The 9615-nt window shown below is 65.9% G+C and carries 8 protein-coding genes and 1 pseudogene; 4 read left to right on the forward strand and 5 right to left on the reverse strand.

Annotated features, from left to right (window positions below):
- Positions 1-343, reverse strand: a 343-nt coding sequence (locus NGR01S_RS29390) for an MFS transporter (RefSeq protein ID WP_157107506.1), incomplete at its 3' end; no start/stop codon positions are given.
- Positions 344-402: 59 nt separating this feature from the next.
- Between NGR01S_RS29390 and NGR01S_RS29395 the strand changes: the two genes are divergently transcribed.
- The gene (locus NGR01S_RS29395) at positions 403-792 is read left to right on the forward strand and encodes an ArsR/SmtB family transcription factor (protein WP_245664829.1); all 390 of its coding nucleotides are present in this window, start codon (positions 403-405) and stop codon (positions 790-792) included.
- Positions 793-935: 143 nt separating this feature from the next.
- Here NGR01S_RS29395 and NGR01S_RS29400 read toward each other — a convergent pair whose 3' ends face one another.
- Positions 936-2729: an AMP-dependent synthetase/ligase gene (locus tag NGR01S_RS29400; protein ID WP_063042637.1), complete on the reverse strand. Its 1794-nt coding sequence runs from the start codon at positions 2727-2729 to the stop codon at positions 936-938.
- 537 nt (positions 2730-3266) lie between these two features.
- Here NGR01S_RS29400 and NGR01S_RS29405 point away from each other — a divergent pair.
- Positions 3267-4100 carry a slipin family protein gene (locus NGR01S_RS29405; protein ID WP_174551767.1) on the forward strand — a complete coding sequence of 278 codons (834 nt, stop codon included), beginning with the start codon at positions 3267-3269 and terminating at the stop codon, positions 4098-4100.
- A 118-nt stretch (positions 4101-4218) separates the two neighbouring features.
- On the opposite strand, the gene NGR01S_RS29410 is transcribed toward NGR01S_RS29405, so the two are convergent.
- From NGR01S_RS29410 to NGR01S_RS29420, 3 genes are all read right to left on the reverse strand, one after another.
- Positions 4219-5232, reverse strand: coding sequence for a hypothetical protein (locus tag NGR01S_RS29410; protein ID WP_063042641.1), 1014 nt, complete (start codon positions 5230-5232; stop codon positions 4219-4221).
- A complete protein-coding gene (locus NGR01S_RS29415) occupies positions 5229-6512 on the reverse strand; it encodes a Dyp-type peroxidase (RefSeq protein ID WP_063042649.1) in 1284 nt (427 codons plus the stop codon). The genes NGR01S_RS29410 and NGR01S_RS29415 overlap by 4 nt, the downstream gene beginning before the upstream one ends.
- A 62-nt stretch (positions 6513-6574) precedes the next feature.
- Positions 6575-7135 (reverse strand): hypothetical protein, encoded by a 561-nt coding sequence (locus NGR01S_RS29420; protein WP_063042643.1) that lies wholly within the window; start codon positions 7133-7135, stop codon positions 6575-6577.
- A 450-nt stretch (positions 7136-7585) separates the two neighbouring features.
- Here NGR01S_RS29420 and NGR01S_RS29425 point away from each other — a divergent pair, with 450 nt between their 5' ends.
- A complete protein-coding gene (locus NGR01S_RS29425; protein WP_063042645.1) occupies positions 7586-8860 on the forward strand; it encodes an FAD-dependent oxidoreductase in 1275 nt (424 codons plus the stop codon).
- A 232-nt stretch (positions 8861-9092) separates the two neighbouring features.
- Positions 9093-9615, forward strand: a pseudogene (locus NGR01S_RS31715) (hypothetical protein); the annotation flags it as partial.

Genomic DNA, 9615 nt, shown 5'->3' on the forward strand with positions numbered 1-9615 from the left:
CTGCGGCGGCGAGCCCCGCGGCGACGCGCAGCGCCAGCGCGAGCCAGAAGATATCGACGACGACCATGACAGCATTGGCCAGCGCGAAGATCAGCAATCCCCAGATCAGGATGCGTTTCTTATCGACCCGGTCGGTGATGACTGCCAGGACCGGTGAACCGAGGCAGAAAGCAAGCGCGAATGCGGTGACCAGGTAGCCCGCCTGCCCGGCGGTGACATCGAGGTCGTCCGCGACGGCGGGCAGGATGCCCGAGATCACGAACTCGTCGGTCCCGAGGGCGAGCATGGCGACGAAGAGCAGGATCAGCCACGCCGGTAGGGATCGTGCAGGTGAGGTACTCATAACAACCTTTGTTCGTTATTCGTCGATCATCGAATGATGGTGAAGGTAGCATCAGTGGCGTGGTACGAACAACGCCCCCGGATTATCGTGATCTCGCCGAGGTCGAGCTCGCCGAAGTCATGCACGCACTGGCCGATCCGGTGCGTCTGGGGCTGATCCGGCTACTCAGCGACGGCCACGAAGTCGCATGGGGCCAACTCGATGTCCCGGTCGCGCCATCGACCCTGAGTCACCACCTGAAAGTGTTGCGTTCGGCGGGACTGACCCGCACACGCAAAGAAGGCACCCGCTGCTTCGTGCACCTACGAACCACCGAAGTCGACCAAGCATTTCCCGGCCTACTCGACACCGCACTGACCCTCATGGCACATACGCCGGGCGGCATCGCGCCGGTGAAACTCAAATCCGAAACACGGACCGGCGAACCTACCTGCCGACTGGCCGGCTGACCGACATCAACTACAGGCACCGACGGCGTGAGGAAACAAACGTGCGCAGTGACGTCATTCTTGTCGTCGCGGTCACGCCTGACAGACTCTGTGCGACGGAAGACTTCGGCGTTCAACGACGTCGGAATTCACTGGCACAACCCTTATCCGCTGTACATCGCGTCGACCTCCGTCGCGAACTCGCGCAGTACGATATTGCGCTTGAGTTTCAAGGAGGGGGTGACATAACCGTTGGCCTCGGTGAGCTCGGTGGGCAGCATGCGGAATTTACGGACGGCCTCGGCCCGGGAGACAGCTCGGTTGCCGTCGTCGACGGCGGCCTGGATCGCGGCGAGCAGATCGGGGTCGGCGGCGAGATCGGCGACAGTGGCCTCGGCGGGTTTGCCGTTGAGCTGTTTCCAGGTGGGGAAATGCTCGCCGTCGATGGTCACCAGGCAACCGACGAACGGTCTGTGGTCGCCGACAACGATCACCTCGCCGATGAGAGCGTGTGCGCGGATGCGGTCTTCGATGACCGCGGGAGCGACGTTCTTGCCGGCGGTGGTAACGATGATCTCCTTCTTGCGTCCGATGACGGTCAGGTATCCGTCCTGGTCGAGGGTGCCGAGATCGCCCGTGGCGAACCAGCCGTCCCGGAATGTCTCGGCGGTGGCCTGGGGGTTGTTCCAGTACCCGGTGAACACATTCGGGCCACGCAGCAGAATCTCCCCGTCGTCGTCGATACGAACCGAGGAGCCGGGTAGCGGCCGGCCGACCGTACCGATCTTCGGCCGGTCGTCCGGGTTGAAGGTGGCGGCTCCGCAGGTCTCGGTGAGGCCGTAGCCCTCCAAGACGGTGAATCCGACCCCGCGGTAGAAGTGGCCGAGCCGTTCGCCGAGCGGGGCGCCGCCGGAAAGAGCGTGCGTGGCGCGTCCCCCGAGCGCGGCGCGTAGCCGGCGGTAGACCAGGCGGTCGAACAACGCATGCCCGATTCGGAGCGGGATCGGGACCCGGCCGCTGTCGCGGGCACGGCTGTAGGCGATCGCCGTCGTGGCCGCGAGATCGAAGATCCGGACCCGGCCGGTCAGCTGGGCTTGCGCGCGGGCGGTGTTGTACACCTTCTCGAAAACGCGAGGCACACCCAGGATCAGCGTCGGCCGGAATTCCCCGAGCTCCGCGGTGACGTCCTTGATATCGCCGACGTGGGCGATATCCACCGGGACGAACGCCGCCGCGATCTCGGCGATCCGGCCGAGCACATGCGCCAAGGGCAGGAACAACAGGACCGAGGACTCGCCGGTGCGGAACAGTTCCGGCAGCCGAGCGGTGATATTGCCCAGCTCGGCCAGGAAGTTACCATGGGTCAGCAGGCACCCCTTCGGGCGGCCGGTGGTGCCGGAGGTATAGACGATCGTCGCCGGTTGATCGGCCGTCAGGGCCGCCCGGCGAGCGGCCACGACAGTGTCGCCGATCCCGGCCCCCGCCGCCTGCAAGGTCGCGACGGCGCCGGCATCGATCTGCCAAATATGCGTCAGTTTCGGCAGCTGATCACGCAGGCCGGCGACCACGGCCGTGTGGTGGTCGGTTTCGGTGACGATGGCGACCGTTCCGGAGTCGGAGACTATCCACTCCACCTGTTCGGCGGAGGACGTCTCGTAGACCGGTACGGTGATCGCGCCGGCACACCAGATCGCGAAGTCCAGTAACGTCCACTCGTAGCGGGTGCGGGACATGACGGCCACCCGATCCCCCGCCTGAATGCCGTGTGCGATCAGCCCCTTCGCCGTCGCCAACACCTCGGTACGGAACTGGGCAGCGGTCATATCGCGCCAGCGGCCGTCCACCTTGCGGCTGACCACCGCGATATCCGGGTATCGCTCGGCGTTGCGGTCGATCGGATCGGTGAGGTTCGCGTCGGGGTGGACCTGATACAGAGGTGGCAGTCCGAACTCCTGCATGATCGCTCCTCTCCGGCGACGCTGCCGGAAGGCACACAATGCGCTCCACCTGAGCAAGCGGCGCTCAGCCGAGTATGAACCGCACCGCACCGGCGCGGATACGGTTATCGGCAGTCTGCGCGAGGACCAAAGTCCTCTGTCGCGGACGATGCGGAACCTCCCGGCCTCGCGACCGAGCTCGGCACGAAACCACCGGTCGCGCGCAATATCGCCGCCCACCGTCGGACCCCTGGGCCGCCCCGAACGCGGGATTCGGTTGTTCGGATCCGGACAGCATGCCCGGTTTCTTCGCCCCGGCGGCGAAGTACTCGACCGACGATGCCCTTCGGCCCTGTGAGCTCCGGGTACGAGGCCGCATCCTGAATCAGGTGGGTGAAGGCCATCGCGTGTGTACGTGTCGAGCCGACGATCGCGATCGCTGCACGATGCGTCGGCAATGCCGTCGACCGCCCGCTCTCGGAGCCCCTTTCCAGACGGTTAGGAGAAGTCGTGAACGTACTCGTGATTGTCGGCGCCGTGGTGGTCGTGACACTGATCATGCTGTGGCTGTCGGTCCGGGTGGTGACCCAGTACGAAAAAGGAGTGTTGTTCCGCCTCGGACGCGTGATCGCAGTCAGAGAACCCGGGTTGCGGATCATCATCCCGGTCGTCGACCGACTGCGTGAGGTATCGATGCGGATCATCACCATGCCGATCCAGTCCCAGGGCATCATCACCCGCGACAATGTCAGCGTCGACATCTCCGCCGTCGCCTACTTCCGCGTCATCGACGCCGAGAAGTCGGTCGTGGCCATCGAGAACGTGCACGCCGCCATAGATCAGATCGCCCAGACCACGCTCCGCAAGGTCGTCGGACAGCACACCCTCGACCAGGCACTCGCCGAGACCGACACCATCAATGCCGATATCCGGCAGATCCTCGACACCACCACGCTGGAGTGGGGGGTCGAGGTGACCCTGGTCGAGCTGAAAGATATCCAACTGCCGGAAGCCATGAAACGGGCCATGGCCCGCCAGGCCGAAGCCGAACGGGAGAAGCGAGCCAAGATCATCGCCGCCGAGGGCGAATCCATGGCCGCCGCGGCCCTGGGCGACGCATCCGACACCATGGTGGCCCACCCGCTCGCCCTCCAGCTACGGAACCTGCAGACCCTCCTGGAACTGGGCGTCGACAAGAACACCACCGTCGTGTTCCCGGCTCCGTTGATGAGCGCGATCGGCGATATCGGCGCCTTCTTCGCGCGCGAGACCGCCGCCTCCGAGACGGTGAATCCCGTCGCCCGGACACTGCCGACGACCCCGCCGCACGCGACACCGATACACACCGGGACATCGAGCACCACCGTCAAGGCGCGTACACCGCCGGACTGACCCTGGCGGACCTCCCGCCGGCACCACCGCGGCGCGAGCGTCGAAGGTGTCGTCGACGGCCGCCCGAGAGTAGATCACGTCCTTCTTCTTGCGCTCGGCCCCGCCTGCCGGGCCTCGGTCATTTCATGGTCGCGAGATTGCGCCAGAGGTGCTCGAGACTGTCGGTGCCGCCGAACAGAGTGGTGAAGTTGGTGGAGTCGATGAGGACGATATCGCCCGCCCGCCCGCCCGCCGGCGGCATCCAGATCAGCGCGTTGAACTCCGTGTTACCGGCCGCGGTGAACGGGTGCGGCCGCGCGGGGTCGACGCGCTGGCGACCCAGGACCCGTAACGAATCGCTCTCCGGCGCAGTGAGTTCGTAATGCGGGAGATGGGGATGGAAGTTGAATGTGGTGACATCGTCCAGCAGCCGAGGTGTATCCAGATCGCGAAAGGCGGTCAGCGGGGCGATCTCCCGGGTAGCGTCGATGACCGCCGGGCGCAGACCCCATATGTTGTGCACCGGTACTTCCAGGGCTTTCATCAGCGAACGCGTGTACCGGCCGAATCGCTGTTGCCGGGGTACCAGCGGGTCGCCGTGATGCTCGTATTCCGTTTGCCGCTGTGCATAGTCGTCGGTGAAGCCGACGTCGTGGTGCGGCGCCAACAGCAGGCACGTACCGTCACGCTCCAGCCACTCCCGGACCGCGGCGCCCTCCTCGGGTGCGGCTTCCTGCTGGGCGAGCAGGTGGTCGAGCCCGAACACCATCAGCGTGTCCGTGTCGGCCAGGATCCGCTCATCGATCGGCAGTATGTATCCGGCCTGGTCGATGCGCTGGAACACGGCGACGGGATGACCGGTCACCGCACCGGCCAACCGCTGGAACGCCAGCGTGGAGCGGTGGAACAGCTCCAGCGTGCCGGCAATACCCTGCAGGAAGTGCGCCGCGTCGAAGGCGGGGGTCTCGTAACCCGGCCACGCCGCGTTGCGCACTTCGGTCATGGTGGAGAAGCGGTTGTAGATTTCGGCGGGATCGCGTTGGGCTTCCCACGGGTAACTCCACGCCCAATAGATGCTTATCCGCCGGCGCCCGTCGTGCCTGCGCGGAACGTGGGCCTGGTTGTAGGTGCGGGCCGGCGACGGGGTGCTCATCGTGTCACCTCTCCACTGTCCAGGGAGGCCAGATACCGGAGGGCTCCGATACCCGGCAGGAAGAAGTACGCGCCGCCGCGGAGAGTCGTGAAGGCCGGCAGGTTCGCGAGCACCTTGCGGATGGGCCGCTCGGGGATCGTGAACTGCAGGCTGCCGTCCTGCGCGCCGCAGATGGGGTCGCGTTCATTACCCAATTCATGGAAATTCTTATCGTTGATCCAGACGTTCTGCGCGAACTCGAACTGGCGAACCAGGCTGGCGCAGATGATGAACGCGGCAATGCCTCGATCCGCCCCGTCCTCGGATGCGTCTTCGGGCAGCGCCGGACCGTAGGTGGCACCACGGCGAATCATCCTGTGCCGATTCATATTCGCCGCGGTGCCGCGCGGATTGAGCCGCCGCACGTGCGAGCCCAGTGGCACCGCGTAGCCGTGCGGGTCGGTCTCCGCGTAGTCGAAGTCGTTGTTCCGCAGCGGATCCGCCCCCAGCTGTGGATCATCGCGTTCGGGGGCCAGGGCCAAGGGTGCGCCGCTTCGCCAGCGGCCCATGAGTTTCGCGGCGAGCAACTCCTGCCCGTCCGGGGTATCGGCGTGCTCGCGCAGATAGTTCCGGAACGCGCCGACATGCTCCCGCAACCGCCGGTAGGCCATATAGCTGCCGTTGCGGGACAGCACCTCCGGCTGTGGCAGTCCGCGGGGCGGCCCCGCCTCGTCGGGGTACCCGAGGATGAACTCACCGGGTTCGAGCGGTGCACCGGACCCCGGTGTCGGTTCTTCGCCGGATCCTTTCATCACCGGCTGGGACAACCGGTCACGGAATCCGAAATGGTCGTGGGCATAGTCGAACGGTGGCGTCGCGTTCAGATCCAGGTACGACAGCACACGCACACCGGGGCAGCGGGCCACCAACCGATCGTGCTCCGCCGTGCATCGCCGGTGTTCGTCGGCGGTGCGGGCGAACAAGATCGCGATGGCGTGCAGGTCGTCACCGGCCAGCCCACCCACCCAGTTGTCCGGGTGGCCGGCCCCCGTATCGCCCAGGATGTCGGCGCGGGCGGGCATACCCTCACGGAACTCGTCCGGGAAGGTGGCGAGCGCCTCCTCCGGCACTCCCAGCGCCCCCAACCCGCGCCAGGTGAAGGCCAGCGTGATCCAGCGCTCGGAGCTATCCATCGTGGCGCGTGCGTCGGCAGCCGACTGAACCCGGTCCACCAGCGCGGTCAGCCAGGCCCGGCCGCCGGCGGGATCGTCGAAGGACAGGAACTCGTAGCGGCCGGTCATCGCCGGGGTACGGGTCAGCAGGATGTGCTGGATATCGTCCAGCTCGAGGGTCGGCACGGCGATCACTGCATCTGATCGAGCATGTCGGAGAACGCGGCCTCGAGCCGCAGCGCCTTCTTGATCCGCTCGGCGGTGACGTAGGGGTACTCGCCGTATTCGAGGAAACTCGGGACGTGGTGCTCGCGGACGAACCGAGCGAATGCCTCGGGATTCTCCCGCCAATCCTCGGGAAACCCTTCGAGGTTGGTGAACACGGTGGTGATGCCGGTCTTTCCGAAGAGGGCCACGGCATCCTCGGTGTACTTGTCGAAGTCGGTATCGAAGATCCCCTGGTATTGAAAGTGCAACCCGGAGCCGACGTCGAACAGCTGCCATCGCAGATAGTGGAGCCGCAGCGGCGCGAGCACATTCGGACTACCTGCCACGGCGTCTTCGATCTGCTTCCCGTACGCGCGTATCGCCTCTTCTCGGCCCGGTTTGACCTTCGCGATGATCGAGAACCCGTAACAGGCGGGGGTCCGCGGGTAGGTCGGACCGTAGCGACCCCGCTCCAGCTCGAAGTAGCCCTCCCTGGGGATGGCCATCGCCGCGGGTTCGCTCCATTCCTGATCGTTCGCTGGCATATCGCCCTCCCGGACAGGAGTTGACCGAACATCGAAAACCGACAAACACGCGGTGGAACCCGGAATGCCGCAACCCCCGACGTCGGGACCCTCGGGGAACATCCGCCGGAATCAGAATAACTGTGAAATTGCCACTCGGCACCCCCCGATCCCGTCTCCTGCACCCCGGCGGCGTATCCGCTCCCGGAGCATTACGGTCCAGCGCGACACCGCCTTGCGGCCGTCGTCGCCGCGACCACGGCCGCGAGCTCGCACTGTGACGACTAGCCATCCCGGGTATCCACCGCCTGGACGCGTGGCAGCCACCACCGGACCGCCGAGCCGTATCGCCGCCCCCGGGACAGCGGTCGAACCATGATCCGGCCCGAACGGCCTGGCCGGGGTCGTCGCCCGACCGATTAGCATTTCAGGAACACCTCCGGACCGCGCGGCGATCGAAGGAGAGTTCTCGTGGAACGGACAACCTGCTTGGTGGCCGGCGGCGGACCGGCGGGACTGATGCTGGGCCTGCTGCTCGCCCGGGCCGGGGTCGAGGTCACCGTACTGGAGAAACACAAGGACTTCCTCCGCGATTTCCGCGGCGACACCGTGCACCCGACGACCCTCGACCTGCTCGACGAGCTGGGCCTCGGTGCCGAGTTCGGGAAACTGGGCGCCCGGGAGTTGCGCCGGATAGTGCTACCGATCGCGGGCGGTACGCAGCTGCTCGCGACGTTCGAGCAGCTGCCCGGCCCGCACAAGTACGTCGCGATGGTGCCGCAGTGGGATCTATTGGACCTGCTGGCCCGCACCGCAGCGCCGGAACCGACCTTTCATCTGCGGATGAGTACCGAAGCGACCGAACTGCTTCGGGCCGAGGGCAAGGTCATCGGTTGCGCGTACCGGACGGCCACCGGCGCGACCGGCGCGATCCACGCCGACCTCACAGTAGCCTGCGACGGTCGCGCTTCCACACTCCGGGCCTCGACCGGACTACCGGCGCGGAGCTGGCCTACACCGATGGACGTGTGGTGGTTCCGTCTCCCGCGCACCGCTACCGACCCCGCCGGAGCGCTCCCCGTCGTCACCGCGCGCCGCGCCGCCGTCATGCTCGACCGTGGTGACTACTGGCAATGCGCCACACTCATCGCCAAGGGTGCCGACGCGGAAGCCCGACGCGGCTCGGTCCGGGACATCATGCGCAGCATGGCCGACGCCGCGCCCTGGCTGAACGACCGGCGCGACGCCCTGACCAGTTGGGACGAGGTGAAGCTACTCGATGTCCGACTGGATCGGCTGAGCACCTGGTACGTCGACGGACTGCTCTGTATCGGCGACGCGGCGCACGCGATGTCCCCGGTCGGGGGTGTCGGCATCAATCTCGCCATCCAGGACGCCGTCGCCGCCGCCAGGATATTGGCCGCACCGCTGCTCGCGGGAACCACGACGACCCGCGATCTGGCCCGAGTACAGCGCCGCCGTACCGTCCCGACCGCGGTGATCCAGGCGGTACAGCGGGTGCTGCACGCCCGCCTGATCGTGCCGGCTCTCACCGGCCGGGTCGAGATCGCCGGCGCCCCGAGCGCACCCCGGACCCTGCGATTATTGCGCCGGATTCCGCTGGTGCGCAGCATTCCCCCGTATCTCCTCGGCCGCGGCGCCCTACCCGAACACGCACCGGATTTCGCGCGCCGCCCGCCCGCCGAGGCTGTCGCCGAGCCGGAGGAACCGGCATCCGACACATGACGGTAACCGTATGAAAGCTGGGTACCGGCAGCAGTGGATATAGTCTCAGGTCGGGGCATGTATTCCAGCGAATTGCGGGCCTGTCCATTCCGCGACGGACAGGCCGATAGGCGGCAAAGAAAACGTCGACCCGCTTCGAAAACCTTTCTGGAGTTAACTATTAAAAATGGATAGTTAATTCCGGAAAGGTTCTTTTCGGCACGTCTAGATCGATGATTTCGACCACAGATAGATGAGAACAGGTTATATTTTAAAAACCCTTTTCGGAGGGTTCGACATCCGGTCGTACCGTTGCTCAACATTTCTGGAGATAGCCATGAGATCGACCTCGTCCCTGCTTCGTGCCGGCATTCTTGCTCCGGTAGCCGTCGCTGCCCTCTTTTGTTCGGCGGCACCGGCAAATGCCGACCCCGTCAGCGTGAACTGGAACTGCCGGGGCACGATCCTCGGTATCGGCCAAACCTCGAACATGACCACATCGGTCACCGGCACCGCACCGGGCTCGGCGGCGTCCGGTTCCGCGGTGGCCATCACCATCACACCGGGTGCCTCGTCGGTTCCCAGTTCGGCTTCCGGCTTCACCGTGAACAACATCAGCAACCTGAAGATGACCATTCCGACTCCGGCGAATTCGACATTGGTCTCGGCTACCGCCTCCGGGGGCACCGTGGCCGGCACCGTCTCCACATCGGGTGGGAACGTCACGCTGACCGTACCGGGCCCGATCGCCGGCGGCACCAGCTTCACCCCGCCGG

Origin of the sequence: Nocardia grenadensis NBRC 108939 (assembly GCF_001613445.1) — a bacterium.
Taxonomy (GTDB): Bacteria; Actinomycetota; Actinomycetes; order Mycobacteriales; family Mycobacteriaceae; genus Nocardia; species Nocardia grenadensis.

What these genes read in the sequence shown, in the direction of transcription:
- NGR01S_RS29405 (WP_174551767.1), top strand. Translation starts at nt 3,267, where the DNA reads ATGCTGTGGCTGTCGGTCCGGGTGGTGACCCAGTACGAAAAAGGAGTG.
- NGR01S_RS29415 (WP_063042649.1), bottom strand. Translation starts at nt 6,512, where the DNA reads ATGACCGGCCGCTACGAGTTCCTGTCCTTCGACGATCCCGCCGGCGGC.
- NGR01S_RS29410 (WP_063042641.1), bottom strand. Translation starts at nt 5,232, where the DNA reads ATGAGCACCCCGTCGCCGGCCCGCACCTACAACCAGGCCCACGTTCCG.
- NGR01S_RS29400 (WP_063042637.1), bottom strand. Translation starts at nt 2,729, where the DNA reads ATGCAGGAGTTCGGACTGCCACCTCTGTATCAGGTCCACCCCGACGCG.
- NGR01S_RS29420 (WP_063042643.1), bottom strand. Translation starts at nt 7,135, where the DNA reads ATGCCAGCGAACGATCAGGAATGGAGCGAACCCGCGGCGATGGCCATC.